Source organism: Chitiniphilus purpureus, from assembly GCF_025642115.1.
Classification (GTDB): Bacteria; Pseudomonadota; Gammaproteobacteria; order Burkholderiales; family Chitinibacteraceae; genus Chitiniphilus; species Chitiniphilus purpureus.
In genome coordinates, this window is record NZ_CP106753.1 from 127,305 (window position 1) to 141,674 (window position 14,370).

The 14,370-nt window shown below is 70.9% G+C and carries 8 protein-coding genes; 1 reads left to right on the forward strand and 7 read right to left on the reverse strand.

The features are described from left to right. Positions 1-6: 6 nt before the first annotated feature. From N8I74_RS00455 to N8I74_RS00485, 7 genes are all read right to left on the reverse strand, one after another. The gene (locus N8I74_RS00455) at positions 7-4,509 is read right to left on the reverse strand and encodes a type I polyketide synthase (RefSeq protein ID WP_263124932.1); all 4,503 of its coding nucleotides are present in this window, start codon (positions 4,507-4,509) and stop codon (positions 7-9) included. Then, positions 4,506-9,782, reverse strand: coding sequence for a non-ribosomal peptide synthetase (locus N8I74_RS00460; protein ID WP_263124933.1), 5,277 nt, complete (start codon positions 9,780-9,782; stop codon positions 4,506-4,508). Before N8I74_RS00460 ends, N8I74_RS00455 begins: the two co-directional genes overlap by 4 nt. 96 nt (positions 9,783-9,878) lie before the next feature. After that, positions 9,879-10,862, reverse strand: coding sequence for a TauD/TfdA family dioxygenase (locus N8I74_RS00465; RefSeq protein WP_263124934.1), 984 nt, complete (start codon positions 10,860-10,862; stop codon positions 9,879-9,881). Beyond that, positions 10,862-11,623 (reverse strand): thioesterase II family protein, encoded by a 762-nt coding sequence (locus N8I74_RS00470; RefSeq protein WP_263124935.1) that lies wholly within the window; start codon positions 11,621-11,623, stop codon positions 10,862-10,864. The genes N8I74_RS00465 and N8I74_RS00470 overlap by 1 nt, the downstream gene beginning before the upstream one ends. Before the next feature lie 72 nt (positions 11,624-11,695). Next, on the reverse strand, positions 11,696-11,935 hold the full coding sequence (locus N8I74_RS00475; protein WP_263124936.1) for an MbtH family protein: 240 nt from the start codon (positions 11,933-11,935) through the stop codon (positions 11,696-11,698). Between the two features lie 363 nt (positions 11,936-12,298). Further along, positions 12,299-12,535 (reverse strand): FecR/PupR family sigma factor regulator, encoded by a 237-nt coding sequence (locus N8I74_RS00480; RefSeq protein ID WP_263124937.1) that lies wholly within the window; start codon positions 12,533-12,535, stop codon positions 12,299-12,301. Positions 12,536-12,667: 132 nt separating this feature from the next. Then, complete coding sequence (locus N8I74_RS00485; RefSeq protein WP_263124938.1) at positions 12,668-13,192, reverse strand: sigma-70 family RNA polymerase sigma factor; 525 nt, start codon at positions 13,190-13,192, stop codon at positions 12,668-12,670. A gap of 430 nt (positions 13,193-13,622) precedes the next feature. Between N8I74_RS00485 and N8I74_RS00490 the strand changes: the two genes are divergently transcribed. Then, positions 13,623-14,360: a dienelactone hydrolase family protein gene (locus tag N8I74_RS00490; RefSeq protein ID WP_263124939.1), complete on the forward strand. Its 738-nt coding sequence runs from the start codon at positions 13,623-13,625 to the stop codon at positions 14,358-14,360. The last annotated feature ends 10 nt before the right edge of the window (positions 14,361-14,370 follow it).

Sequence of the window (14,370 nt, forward strand, 5' to 3'; positions counted from 1 at the left end):
GGATTCTCAAAGGGTTGCGGGCGCGGGATCGGCAGGCGCGTCGGCGTTTTCGATCTCTTCGATCAGACGGGTTTCGACGAGCACCGCCAGCGCGGCGAGCGTCGGGGTGCGCAGGAAGGCGGCCGGGTGCAGCGTCACGCCGTAGGCATGGCCGACCTGGGCCAGCAGTTGGATCGCCAGCAGCGAATCGCCGCCCAGCTCGAACAGGTTGTCGTGCATGCCGATGGGATCGATGCCGAGAAACCCGGTCCACAGCGCGGCAAGATCCTGTTCCAGCCCCTCGGCCGGCATGGTGTAGGGCGTGGACAGCGTCGGACGGGCCCGGCGTGGACGCTCGGCCGGGCGGGTGGGCAGTGCCCGCGCCAGCAGCGCATCGGGACGCATCCGTTCGAGCTGCGTCTGCAGATCGATGCTGCTGATCACGGTGCGTGGCGCCAACGGTCCGCACACCACCTGCTCGAACAGCGCGGCGCCGCGCGCCGCGTCCAGCCCGGCGTCGTCCGGCAAGGTCTGCCCGGCAGCCATGCCGATGCCACGCCAGGTATCCCAGTCGACCGAGAACACCGCCGGTCCGCCTTGCCGGGCCGCGTGGGCGGCATAGGCATCCTGGAAGGCGTTGGCGGCGCAATAGTCGATCTGGCCGAACCCGCCGGCGAGCGCGGTCAGCGATGCGCACAGCAGCACGAAATCCGGCGGTTCGTGCTGCAGCGCGGCCAACAGCAGCTGTGTGCCGCGCAGCTTGGGGGCGAACACCGCGTCGACCGCCGCGCGGGACCGGTCCGCGATCATGCCGCCCCCGGGCACGCCGGCCGCGTGGATCACGCCATCGATCCTGCCGAAGCGTTGCCGCGCCTGCGCCAGCGCAGCCTGCAGCGCAGCGGCATCGGCCACGTCCGCCGCCAGTGCCAGCACCTGCGCCCCGCTGGCCGCGAGCGCATCGAGCGCCGGCTGCGCCTTGGCCGGCGTGCGGGCCAGCAGCACCAGCCGCGCCTGCCAGCGTCCGGCCAGTTGCCGGGCCAGCGCCAGGCCGATGCCGCCCAGCCCGCCGGTGATCAGATAGGTGCCGCCTTGCCGCAGCCGCGGCGTTGCGGGCACATCGCGCGGTGCCGGCCGGTACTCGGGCAGCCAGCGGTGCAGGCCGCGATAGGCGACCAGCGGCGGGCCGTCCGGGCAGTCGGTTTCAGCGGCGAGGCAGGCGGCGAGCCGGGCTTCGAGCACACTGCCGACTGGCGGCGGCACCACGTCGATCAACCGGCAGCCCAGCCCGGGCAGCTCCTGCGGTATCACCTTGCATGGGCCGTGCAGGGTCGCCAGGCACGGATACAGCGACTCGTCGCCGGTCACATCCTCCAACCCCTGGGCGATCACGGTGAGCGTAGCCCGGAGCGGATCAGCACCGTGCGCCACGGCCTGCGCCAACGCCAGCAGGCTGAAGAAGCCGTGTTCCAGCTGCGCCGCCTCGTCCAGCTGCGGCGCATCCAGCGTCCACAGGTGGACGAGGCGGGCCGGGGCACCGTATTGCGCGGTGACGGCGCGCAGCAGGGCGTCGTAATCCGCGCGTTCGCCGGGCCGCAGCTGGTAGCGGTCCGCAGCCAGCGCGGCATAGTGCCCGCCCGGCACCACCCGGATCACCTGCCGGCCCAGCCCGCCCAGTTGCTCGGCAAGCCGTTCGGCCAGCGGCTGCGTGCCGGCGAACAGCAGCACCGGCGTGGCACCCGATGCGGCAGCGGGCGCGGCATCGATGCGCCGGTAGCCCGGCAGGTAGCGGCCGTCGTGCGCGGCGGCAGCGAAGGCGGTTGCCATGGGCACCGCAGGCACTGCGGCGGTCGGCGGATCGATCCAGTAGCGCTGCCGTTCGAACGGATACGTGGGCAGCGGCACGCGGCGGCGCGGCGTCCCCGGGGCGGTCACCGCCGCTGTGTCCAGGTCGATGCCGGCCACCCACAGTTGCGCGAGGCAATCCGCCGGCTGCGCGGCGTTCCGATCTCGGCGCTGCGGATGGCACTGGGACGCCAGGATGGGTCGGCCGGCAGCGGCGGGATGGCGACGCGCCAGCGTGCTCAGGGTCTCGCCCGGCCCGACCTCCAGCAGGATGCGATCGGCCCGCGCCAGCAGCGTGCCGAGCCCGTCGGCAAAGCGCACCGTGCCGCGCGCGTGGCGCATCCAGTAGTCGGGGCTGCAGGCTTCCTCCGCGGTGATCCAGCGGCCGCTGAGGTTGGAGACGAACGGAAGCTGCGGTGCCGAGAAGGCGACCCGGGACAACACGGTCCCGAACTCGCCCAGCAAGGGTTCGATCGATGCGGAATGGAACGCATGCGACACCTGCAGGCGCCGCACCGCGACGCCGCGCGCGGCCAGCGCCTGTCCGGCCGCCGCGATCGCGTCTTCCGGGCCGGACAATACGCACAGGTCCGCCGCGTTGACGGCGGCCAGATCGCAACCGGCCTGCAGCCAGGGTGCCAGCTGTGCCTCTGGCAGAGCGACGGCCAGCATCGCGCCGGGCGGCATCGCCTGCAGCAGCCGGCCGCGTGCGGCCACCAGCGTCAACGCGCCCTCCAGCCCGAACACGCCGGCCACGCAGGCCGCCACATATTCGCCGATGCTGTGGCCCAGCATGGCATCCGGCCGCACGCCCCAGCTCAGCCACAACTGGGCGAGCGCATACTCGACCACGAACAGCGCCGGCTGGGTGAGCGCGGTCTGCGCCAGCCGGACGGCCGCTTCGGCCTCGTCTGCGGCATCGGTCAGCAGCAGCGTGCGCAGGTCGATGCCCAGCTGCGGCAGCAGCAGCGTGCTGCACCGGTCCACCGTGTCGCGGAACACCGCCTCGCTGCGATAGAGCGCCGCCCCCATCGCCGCGTGCTGCGCGCCCTGACCGGGGAACAGGAAGGCCACCGCCGGTGCGGCGGACAGCGCCGACCCGGCGTGGAAACCCGGCCCGTCCTGCGCACGCAGCGCCTGGATCAACGCCGCACACCCGTCGCCCACCGCCGCTGCACGCCCGGCGAAGCGCCGGCGCCCGGCGCACAACGTGTGCGCCACATCGGCCAGCGGCAGCCCGGGATGCGCCTCCAGGTGGTCAGCCAGCCGGCGGCAGCTTTGCGCCAGCGCGTCGGCGCTGCGCGCCGACAGCAGCAGTACCCGGCAGCCGGCGTCATTCGGCGGCGGTGCTGACGGCGCTTCCTCGAGCACCACGTGCACATTGGTGCCGCCAAAACCGAACGAGCTGACCCCTGCGCGGCGCGGATGCGCGGTCTGCGGCCAGGGCCGGGTCGCCGCATTGACGTAGAACGGGCTGTCCGCGAGGTTCAGCTGCGGGTTGGGCTGCTCGAAATGCAGGCTGGCGGGCAGCGTGCGATGCTTGAGCGCCAGCACCGTCTTGATCAGGCCGGCCACGCCGGCCGCCGCATCCAGATGGCCGATGTTGGTCTTGACCGAGCCGATGGCGCAGCAACCGCGTGCTGTGGTATCGGCGCGGAATGCCTGGGTCAACGCGGCGATCTCGATCGGATCGCCCAGCACCGTGCCGGTGCCGTGGGCTTCGATGTAGCCGATGGTGTCGGCGGTGACCCCGGCCACCAGTTGGGCGGTGCGGATCACCCCCGCCTGCCCGGCCACGCCGGGCGCGGTGAAGCCCACCTTGTCCGCGCCGTCGTTGTTGGCGGCGCTGCCCTTGATCACCGCGTGCACGGTATCGCCGTCGCGCAGCGCGTCGTCGAGCCGTTTGAGCACGACGACGCCGGCGCCGCTGCCCAGCAGCGTGCCGGCGGCGCGGCTGTCGAAGGCGCGGCAATGGCCGTCGGGCGACAGGATGGCCCCCGCCTGATAGCGATAGCCGCCATTCTGCAGCAGGTTGAGCGAGACGCCCCCGGCCAGCGCCAGATCGCATTCGTGCCCCAGCAGCCCCTGGCAGGCGGTGTGCACCGCCGTCAGCGAGGTCGAGCAGGCGGTCTGGACCGTCACTGCCGGCCCTTTCAGGTTGAGCTTGTAGGCGACCCGGGTGCACAGCGCATCGGCCATGTTGCCGCCCAAGAGGCCCAGCAGTTCGGCGATGTTGCCGCCGTCGGCCAGTGTGCAGTGCGGCAGCAGGTGCCGGATCAGATACAGGCTGGCGCCGCTGCCGCCATAGACCCCGGTACGGGTGGGACAGCGTCCGGCGTCATAGCCGGCATGCTCCAGCGCCGCCCAGGCGCACTCCAGGAACAGGCGCTGCTGCGGGTCCAGGTGCTCGGCGTCGCGCGGGGTGTAGCCGAAGAAGCCGGCGTCGAACTGGTCGATGCCGTCCAGCGGCATGCCGGCCTTCACGTAGTCGGGATCGTCCAGCAGCGCCTGCGGCACGCCCCGCTCGCGCAGTTGCGCGTCGCTGTAGGTCACCACCGATTCCACGCCATCGCGCAGGTTGCGCCAGAAGGCGTCGATGTCGGCGGCGCCGGGAAAGCGGCCGGCCATGCCGACGATGGCGATCTCAAGGCCGTTGGCCTCATCGCCCGGATGCGGTTGCTGCATCATTCGGCCCTCTCTTCGGCGCGTCGACGCAACGCGGCACGCCGGCGCTGCGCATGCGCCGCGTCGTGCCCGGTGGACGGGTCCGGCCCGGCAGCGGGGATCCCCGAACCGATCCAGCTTGCCAGCGCCGCCACGCTCGGGTACTTGAACAGGTCCACCAGCGCGATGCCGCGCTGCAGCCGCGCCTGCAACAGCTGATGTACGCGGATCAGGTGCAGCGAATGCCCGCCCAGCTCGAAGAAGTGGTCGTGCCGGCCCACCCGCTCCAGCCCCAGCACCTCCGCCCAGATCCCGGCCAGCAACACCTCCACCTCGCCCTGCGGCGCCGCGTAGTCCCCCCGCGCCACCCCCTGCGGCGCCGGCAGCGCCTTGCGGTCCACCTTGCCGTTCGCGTTCAGCGGCAGTGCCTCCAGCAGCGTGAGCGTCCCCGGCACCATGTAGTCCGGCAGCACCGTTCCCAGCGCCGCCTTCAGCTGCGCCACGTCCAGCCCCGCCGGGCACACATACGCCGCCAGCCCAGGCCCCCCCGGGCCCTCACGTGCCACCACCACCGCCTCGCGCACCCCCGGCTGCGCCAGCAGCTGTGCCTCCACCTCCCCCAGCTCGATCCGCAGCCCGCGGATCTTCACCTGATGGTCGATCCGCCCCAGGTATTCCAACTGGCCTTCGCTGTTCCAGCGCACCAGATCCCCGGTGCGATAGAGCCGCCCGCCGTTGCCGTCGAACGGGTCCGCCACAAAGCGCTCCGCCGTCAGCCCGGCCCGCCCCAGGTAGCCGCGGCCCAGCCCGGCCCCACCCAGGTACAGCTCACCTGCCGCCCCCTGCGGCGCCAGGTTCAGGTCCGTATCGAGCACCCGCACCGTCACGTTGCCGATCGGCCGCCCAATCGGCACCGTAGGCCCGCCGTCGCGCCGGCACTGCCAGTGCGTCACGTCGATCGCCGCTTCGGTCGGGCCGTACAGGTTGTACAGCGCCGCCTGCGGCAGCCGCTCGAACACCGCCTGCTGTGCCTGCGGCGGCAGGGCCTCGCCGCTGCAGATCACCCGCCGCACGCTGTCGCACCCCGCGCTGTCCCCGTGTGCGAGGAAGGCCTGCAGCATCGCCGGCACGAAGTGCAGCGTGCTCACCCCATGCTGCCGGATCAGCGCCGCCAGCCGCCCCGGGTCGCGGTGTTCCCCCGGCCCTGCCAGCAGCAGCCGTGCGCCCGTCGTCAGCGGCCACAGGAATTCCCACACCGACACGTCGAAGCCGAACGGGGTCTTCTGCAGTACCGTGTCGCCCGTATCCAGCCGATAGGCCGCCTGCATCCAGGCCAGCCGGTTGTACAGCGCGCCATGCCGGTTGGCCGCCCCCTTGGGGCGCCCGGTCGAGCCCGAGGTGTGGATCACGTACGCCAGGTGCTCCGCGTGCAGCGCCACCACCGGCTCGTATTCCGGCTCGCCGGCGAGGTCCAGCCCGTCCACCTCGAACACCGGCACCCCGGCCGGCGGCACCACCCGCCCGGCCAGCCCCGGGCCGGTCAGCAACAGCGCGATGCCGCTGTCGGCCGCCATGTAGGCCAGCCGCTCGGCCGGGTAGTCCGGGTCCAGCGGCACGTACGCCCCGCCGGCCTTCAGCACCGCCAGCAGGCTCACCACCAATGTCACCGAGCGTTCCAGCGCGATGCCCACCCGGACTTCCGGGCCGACGCCCAGTGCGATCAGCCGGTGCGCCAGGCGGTTGGCGCGGGCGTTGAGTTCGCCGTAGCTGAGCGTCGTGTCGCCGAACAGCAGCGCCGTCGCCTGCGGCCGGGTCTGCGCCTGCTGCTCGAACAGCCGCTGCACCGGCAGCGGTGCGCCGTAGTCCTGCGCATTGCTGCCCCAGTGCCGCAGCGTCGCCTGCTCCGCCTCATCCAGCAGCGCCACCGCGCCCAGCGGCTGCGCGGTGTCCTCCACCAGCGCCTGCAGCACACGCAGGTAGTGTCGGCCCAGCCGTGCCATCGTCGATGCGGCGAACAGTTCCTGCGCATAGACCAGGCGGATCGAGACGCTGCCGTCGCTGCGCTCGCACACCTGCATCGTCAGCTCGAACTGCGCCGACGGCTCGGGCAGCGGGTATTCGGCAACCGCCAGTCCCGGCAGCCGGTCCAGCGCGCCGTAGTCATGCCGCAGGTAGTTGAACATCACCTGGAACAGCGGGTTGTGGGCCAGGCTGCGCTCGGGCTGCAGCGCCTCGACCAGCACTTCGAACGGCAGGTCCTGGTGCGCCTGCGCGCCCAGCGCGACGCGGCGGGTGTCGTCCAGCGCCTGCGCAAGCGAAGTGCGCCCGTCCAGCACGGCACGCAGCACCTGGGTGTTGACGAAGCAGCCGAGCACGCCTTCGGTATCCATCTGATGGCGATTGGCCACCGGCACGCCGACACGGATGTCGGCCTGTCCGGTATGGCGGTGCAGCAGCACCTGGTAGCCGGTCAGCAACACCATGAAGAGGGTGGCGCGCTGCGCGGCGGCCACCTGACGCAGCCCGGCCAGCAGGTCGGCCGGCAGCTCAAGCGCATGATGGGCCGCGCGATAGCCGGCCTCAGCCCGACGCGGCGCATCGGTGGGCAGCGTCAGCACCGGCTGCTCGTCACCCAGCTGCGCCCGCCACCACGCCAGCTGCCGGTCGCGCTCGCCGGCGGCCAGCCGCTCACGCTGCCACGCCGCGTAGTCGAGGTACTGGACCGGCAAGGGCGCCAGCGGCACGGCCGGCGCACCGGCCAGCCGGGCCAGGTAGCAGGTGGCCAGCTCGTCGATCAGCACCTGGATCGAGACGCCGTCCGACACGATGTGGTGCGCCACCACGATGAGCACCTGTTCCGCATCGGCAAGCCGGGCCAGTTCGACGCGCCACAACGGTCCATGCGCCAGGTCGAACGGCTGCGCATGGCAGCGTGCCGCCTGCTGCGCCAGTTGCGCCTCGCGCTCGGCCGGCGTGAGGCTGCGTAGATCGGTATGCACCAGCTGCGGCGCGCATGCGGGCTCGATCCACTGCGCGACCACGGCTTCGCCGGTGCTCCGGAACACGGTACGCAGTGCGTCGTGGCGCGCGACGAGGTCGGCCAGCGCCCCTTGCAACGCGTCGGCCTGCAGCACGCCGGTCAGCCGCAGCGCCACGGCGGCATGATAGGCGCAGCCGGTCGGATCGAGCTGCCACAGGAACCATTGGCGTGCCTGCGCGTGCGACAGCGGCTGCGGGCCGGTGCGGCCCGCCTCGGGCAGCCGGGGGATGCGGCCCGGCACGGCCGCGGCGTCCCGCTCGCCGGGTGGTGGCAGCGCCTGCGCCATCCGGTCCAGCCGGGGATGGTCGAACAGCAACTGCAGCGAGGGGGTCATGCCCCATTGCTCGCCGATGCGCGCCGCCAGTTGCACCATGCTCAGCGAATTGCCGCCCAGCGCGAAGAAGTGCGCGTCCTGCGCCAGCGGCACCGTGTCGTCCAGCCGCAGCACAGCCCGCCATAGCGCGGCCAGCCGTGCCTGCGCCGCCGTCAACGGCGCGACGGGCGCCTCCGCCGGCGCCTGCGCCCCACCGCTGACCAGGCGGCCGAATTCATGGATGGCCCACGCGTCCAGCGTTCGTGCCTGCCAGCCGTCACGGCAGGCGTTGCGCTGCAGCTTGCCGCTGGAGGTCTTGGGCAGTGCCCCGGGGTTGAGCAGCACCACCACCGACAGCGGTTCGCCGCACAGCTCGCTCACCGTGGCGCTCAGCACCTGCACCAATGCCTCGGGCCGGATCAGCTTTTGCATGCCACGCGACAGCTCGGCCGCCACGCCGATGCCCTCGCCGCCCGGCCCTGCCACCGAAAATGCGGCCACCCGCCCCTTGCGCACCGCTTCCACCTCGGCCTCGATCGCCCGCTCGATGTCCTGCGGATAGAGGTTGTGGCCCCGGACGATGATCAGGTCCTTGACCCGACCGGCAATGTAGAGCTGGTCAGCATGGACGAAGCCCAGATCGCCGGTACGCAGCCAGGTGACGCCGTCATGCCCGACGAAGGCGGCGTGGGTGGCGTCGGGCTTGCCCCAGTAGCCGCTGGCGATGCTGGGGCCGCTCGCCCAGATCTCGCCGACCCGGCCCTCTGCCAGCGGCACGGGGGGTGCGACCGGATCGACGATCCGCACCGCGTGCCCGGACGGCGGGCGGCCGCAGCCGACCAGCGCCGCGCCATCCGGCGTTGCCTCGGCCCGGCCCTGTGCCAGCGCCGCGGTGGAGAAACGCTGGGTGGTCATGCCGGCGCCGCGCGTGCTGCCGGTGACGAACAGCGTGGCTTCGGCAAGGCCATAGCAGGGGTAGAGTGCCCCGGCATCGAAGCCGGCCGGCGCGAAACGCGCGGCGAAGCCCGCCAAGGTGTCATGGCGCACGGGTTCCGCGCCCGAGAAGGCGATGCGCCAGCTCGACAGATCCAGCTGCGCCAGTTGCTCATCGGTCACCCGCTCCAGGCACAGCCGGTAGGCGAAGTCCGGGCCGCCGCTGATGCTGCCGCGATGCCGCGCGATCGCCTGCAGCCAGCGCACCGGGCGCTCCAGGAAGAAGCGCGGCGTCATCAGCACCAGCTTGATGCCGCGATGGATGGGCTGCAGCATGCCGCCGATCAGGCCCATGTCGTGGAACAGCGGCAGCCACGAGACAAAGGCGTCGTCGGCGCCGACCACCAGGCCCGCTTCGATGGCACGTGCGTTGGCCATCAGGTTGTCGTGGCTGACCATCACGCCCTTGGGTGCCGAAGTGGAGCCGGAGGTGTACTGCAGGAAGGCGATGTCGCCGCCCTGCGGCGTGTGCGCGACCCAGTCGTCGGCGCCAGACTCGTCCGATTCGTCGACCGCCACCACCGCAAGCCGCGGCAGCACGGCACTGATCGGGCTGTGCAGCGCCGCCAGCGTCAGCACGCCGGCGGCCCCGGCATCCGCGGCGATGCCGAGCAGCCGCGCCTGGTGCGCTGGGCGCGACGATTCGGGCAGCGCCACCGGCACGGCCACCATGCCGGCGTACAGGCAGGCAAAGAAGCTGACGACGTGGTGATCGTCGTTGTCCAGCAGGATCAACAGGCGCTCGCCACAGCTGAAGCGACGCTGCAGCGTGGCGGCCAGCGCGCGCACCCGCAGATCGAGCATCCGGTAGCTGATGACCCGGTCCACAGGCTCGCCATCCCGCTCGGCCACCGCCACCAGCGCGGTGTCGTCGGGGCGCTCGGCCGCCAGCGTGCGCAGGTGGGCCACGAAATGCGCGGGAAAACGGCGTGCGGCAGGATAGGCTGTCATCTTGCATCCTCAGGGAATGTGAAACGGTGTGGCGCAACGGTCCGCCGGTGGCGGCCCGGGCGGGCGGCGGCAGGCTGCCACCGGTTCGCAGTGGCGCTATGGCAAGGCGCGGTCCAGGTTGCCATGCGGCTGGGCCATTGCCACCACCACCTTGCGCGGCCCGTTGAACGGTGCGCGGGCGTGCGCGGCCAGCATGTTGTCGAGCATCAGCACATCGCCTTCCTGCCAGCGGAACGACACGGTCTCGGCCGCCAGCACCGCGCGCACCTCGGCGAACACCGCATCGGGGATGACCGCGCCGTCGGCGAAATAGGTGTTGCGTGGCAAGTTGTCGGCACCGAGCAGTTCTTCCAGCGATTCACGCACCTCGGGCGGCAGGTTGGACGCATGGAACAGGTGGGCCTGGTTGAACCAGACCGGCTCGCCGGTGACCGGATGCGTCTCGATCGCCTGGCACAGCTGGCTGGTGCGCAACGTGCCATCCGCCAGCCAGACGCAGTCGATGGCGTTGCGGCGGCAGTAGGCTTCGACCTCGGCAGGGTTGTCGGTGTTGAACACGCTCTGCCACGGCACATCGAAATCGCCGTAGTTGCGCACGTAGCGCACGCCCGGTGCAAAGCGGCGACGGATCGCCTCGGGCATGCGCCGGTAGATGGCCCGACTGTCGGCGATCGGGGTTTCGCCGCCTTCAGGCGCGGCGGTGACGCAATGGAACCAGATCTTCATCGGCCATTCGCGGGTGTAGGCCTGCTCGTTGTGCAGCGGTATCGATTGGTGCGCCGGGTATTCGGTCGAGGTGTAGATGCCGCCGCCCACCGCCGAGCGCGGCGTCGAGCCGAACTCATAGCTCAGCAACGGATGGCCGAAGCCGGCGGCGAACTGCCGGAACTGCTCGACCTGCGGCACCGAGAAGCCACGCAGCAATACGCCGCCGACCCTGGGCAGATGGTGCTCGATCTCGTGGCGCAGCCGGGGCAGCGCCTGCAGTAGCGGCTCCTGCGGGTATGCGGGGGTGAGCAGCACGGGCAGTGCCGTGGCGGCGGGGCCGGTTCGTTCGAATCGGGTCAGTACATCGTTCATCAAGCGTCCTCGATTTGCCGTTGCGGGAGGCCGGCGTCCACCGGCCCGGTCCCGCCGGAGAGCGGCCCCAGCACACGCACCAGGGCTGCAAGCAATGCCGCCTCGTGCTGGCGGATGAAGAAATGCCCGCCGTCGAACCATTCGAGCGCGAAGTGCCCGGCCGTCTCGGCGTGCCAGGCCTCGATCCGCTGCGGGGCGATATCGTCCTGCCGGCCGCCGAACGCATGGATGGGCAATGGCAGTGGCGGCCCGGACTGCGGCTGGAAGCTCGCGCAAACGCGGTAGTCGGCGCCCAGCGTGTCCAGCGCCAGCTGCAGCAGCGCCTCGTTGCGCAGCACGTCATCGGGCGTGCCGCCATGCCGACGCAGCTCGGCCAGCAGTGCGGCATGGTCGTGCCGCCCCGGGTAGGGCCCGCGGTCGCGGCACGATGGCGCGGGGCTGGCCGAGACCAGCAGGGCGTGCGGCAAGGGCCGGCCCAGCGCACGCTGCCGGTGCGCGATGCCATGGGCCAGCAGCGCGCCCATGCTGTGCCCGAACAGCACGTAGCGCCCGTGCAGCGCCGGCTGGAATGTCTCGCACAGCTGCTCGACCAGCGCGGCGTAATCCTCCACGCAAGGCTCGGCCATCCGACTGCCGCGCCCGGGCAGCTCCAGCGGCGTCAGCCTGATCCACGGCGGCAGCGCTCGCCGCCAGCGCAGGTACATGGTGGCGCTGGCACCGGCGCACGGCAGCGCCAGGAGATCGACGGGAATGCACGGCATGGGCAACCTGTTCGTTCGGAAGAGTGACGGGCGGCAGGGAGGTGCCCGTGTGGCGGGCGCGGGTAGCGGGGCCTATTCAGCCGTGGCGTTGCCGGTCTGCTGGTCCATCCAGGTACGCAGCGACAACGGGCGCATGTCGGTCCAGGTGCGTTCCACATAGTCGAGCACCTGCCGCTTATCGCCCTCGATGCCGGGCACGGCGCGCCAGCCGCCGGGCACCGCCTTCCATTGCGGCCAGATCGAATACTGTTCTTCATGGTTGACGAGCACGATGAAGGTCTCGTCTTCGCGGTCAAAGCAACTGGCGGTCATCGGCAATCCTTGTGTGCGGAACAGTCCCCGCGGCGCGGCGCCCCGGCGGGGCGGGCGGCGGTTCTGCCTTCAAGACGGGCAGGCCGGGGATTTGTTTAGGGGCGCCCCCGGTGTGTCGCGATTGCGTCCGTGACGATGGGGGATGTGGCACAAGGCGCCGGGCAGGGCGCGGCATGGATGCCGCATGGGGCGGTCTCGCCATGGGGACGGCCACGGCCCACTGTGGCCGCGTGCATCCGCCATGCGGGGCGGGCCGGGCGGACCACGCTGCGGGCATCGCGTACGCAACAAGGCCCGGGGTGCTGTACAGCACCCCGGGCCTTGGAAAGGTAGCGCAGCCCGCTTGCAGGGGCTGGTGCGCGGTCAGTCGGCGGCGCTTTCGCCGGGTGGCAGACAGGTGGCGGCATCCAGGTCGTGGGCCGGCGGCACCAGCCCCGACAACGACCACAGCCGTACGGCATCCGCATACGCTTTGCGGTGACCGGGGTCGGCGTCGAGCCATTGCGCAAACGCCGCCTGTGCCGCCTCGCTGCGGCCTTCGCCTTCGTGCTGGCGCATCACCCAGTTCCAGGCGTCATCCCAAGCCTGATCGCTTTGCATCGCCCCGATGTCCTTTGTGCTTTACCTTACTGTTCCGGCAACCGTGCCCGCAATGCGCGACCATACCGGCCCTCCTGTCGCCAAGGATACACCACAACCCCGCCGCCACTCAGCAGGCGGGCGGACGTCACTTCAATCTTCATCCAGCAGGCTGCGGCATTGTCTGAGCGCCTCGGCGACGTCCTTGAGCATGAAGTTGACGAGTGTGGCCGAGCATCCCAGCCGCTTGGCGATTTCACGCTGCGTAAGCCCGGCCAGCCGATACAGCTCGAATGCAAGGCGTGTCCGGGGTGGCAGCGTACCCAGCACTTCTTCAATGGCATCGAGCATCCTGCGTTCGTGCAACCCGCGCTCAGGCGTGCCCACGCCGGGGACCTGGGGCAGCTCGCCGTCATCGGTGTAGACGCGGTAGGTGGCCTCCACCGCCTGTCGCCGGCAATGGTCCAGCGCCAGATTCCTCACCACTTGGCAGCAGTAGCCGAACGGATTGGCCACCTCACGTGCGCAGGCGCCCTCGACCAGCTTGAGATAGGCCTCCTGGGTGATCTCGTCGGCCAGCTCAGGGGTGCCGACGATCTTCTTGGCCAGGCGATGCAACTGCGCCCGGTGCGCGAGAAAAACCGTCTCGAGGGTGGGTTCGGCCAGCTCAAGCAACATTCCGTGGATCTCCAGGCTTGGGCCCGGAGCATTCAGCCGCGTTCCGCCGGCGCCGTTGCGCCCGGTTGCACGCCGGTGCAGACGGTTTGCGTTGCACGCCTTGCCTGCGACAACGCATCGACTTCGGCCAACCGCTCCAGGCCACTGATCATTTTTGTGCAATATTGAGAATGATTATCATCCATTAATCCGAAAGGTGTCTATCTTCAAGCATCAGGTCGACGCCCGGTCCGTGTCAGCCAGCCTGGCCGAACCCTGCCACGCAGGCAGCCATCGCCTGGCAACCTGCACACCGGCGCACAGCGCCGGTACCATGCGCCAGGAGGGGGGCCGCGCCCCCGCCGGCATCGCCCCCTGTACGCCGGTGACCCTGGCCAACGGCCCCGATCGCGCCCCGATGCGGCGCCTGCCCTTACTGATGGAGCCCACCATGCTTTTGCAAAGCCAGCATGCCGACCTTGTCACCCCCACCGGCACCATGCGCACCTATGTGCACCGCCCGGCCGGGGAAGGCCGCTATCCGGCCGTGCTGTTCTATTCGGAGATCTTCCAGCAGACCGGGCCGATCGAGCGCGCGGCACGCTTGCTCGCCGGGCACGGCTATGCCGTGCTGGTGCCGGAAATCTTCCATGAGCTCAACCCGGTCGGCACCGTGCTTGCCTACGACAACCCCGGGCGCGACAAGGGCAATGCCGACAAGGCCGCCAAACCGGTGGAAGACTACGACCGCGACAACCGCGCGATGATCGACTGGCTGGCCGGCCAGCCGTGGTATTCGGGGCAGTTGGGCGCGATGGGCTTCTGCATCGGCGGCCATCTGGCATTCCGCGCCGCGCTGCAGCCGGAAGTGCGCGGTACCGCCTGCTTCTATGCCACCGACCTGCACACCCAGGTCATCCCCAACCAGCCAGGCCAGCACAGCATGGACCGTGCCGGCGAGATCGGTGGCGAGCTCTTGATGATCTGGGGCAAGCAGGACCCGCACATCCCGGCGACCGGCCGCGCCGAGGTCTATGCCAGGCTCGCCGCGCTCGGTCTTGATTTCACTTGGCACGAGTTCAACGGCCAGCATGCGTTCATGCGTGACGAGGGCGAGCGCTACGATGCGCAACTGCAGCGGTTGGGCTACGAGCTGGTGTTCGACCTGTTCGGGCGCACACTGCGCTAGCGTTCATACC